Annotated in this window: 1 protein-coding gene; it reads left to right on the top strand. The window is 62.4% G+C overall.

Features of this window, described 5'->3' with window-relative positions:
- Positions 1-60: 60 nt before the first annotated feature.
- Positions 61-359 (top strand): hypothetical protein (locus C7I85_RS30330; RefSeq protein WP_428832936.1); only part of this gene is annotated, 299 nt, incomplete at its 3' end.

The following is a 359-nucleotide window of genomic DNA, read 5'->3' as shown; positions in this document are numbered from 1 at the left end:
CTGTTCCATCGAGAATGAAGCGTCCGCGCGGGAGACCGAAGCGGGCTCCGTGTGAGGATGATGAACCAGATGACAGACAGCTCCGACGCCTTTGTCTCCGAACTTCTCCGCGCTGCGAACGAAGTTGAACGGCTCACGGCATCTGAGCGCGCCAGGCTGTTGCAGCGCGCCGCCGCGACGATCAGAGACTGCCGCGACGAGATCGGATCTCCGGTCGGCGATCTGGAAGACGTAGTCTACTGCCTCAACGAAGCGGCGAACCTAGTCGACGAATCTACCGATGCGGAAGTTGCGGAGACTCTCGTGGAGGCGATCGGCGCAATCCAGGCAGCGCAGACCCTGCTCATGGAGCGTCCGGC

This window comes from Pseudaminobacter soli (ex Li et al. 2025) (assembly GCF_003012705.1).
Classification (GTDB): Bacteria; Pseudomonadota; Alphaproteobacteria; order Rhizobiales; family Rhizobiaceae; genus Pseudaminobacter; species Pseudaminobacter soli.
Note: the sequence above shows the minus strand (reverse complement) of the source record. Positions and strands in the feature narration are given on the sequence as shown.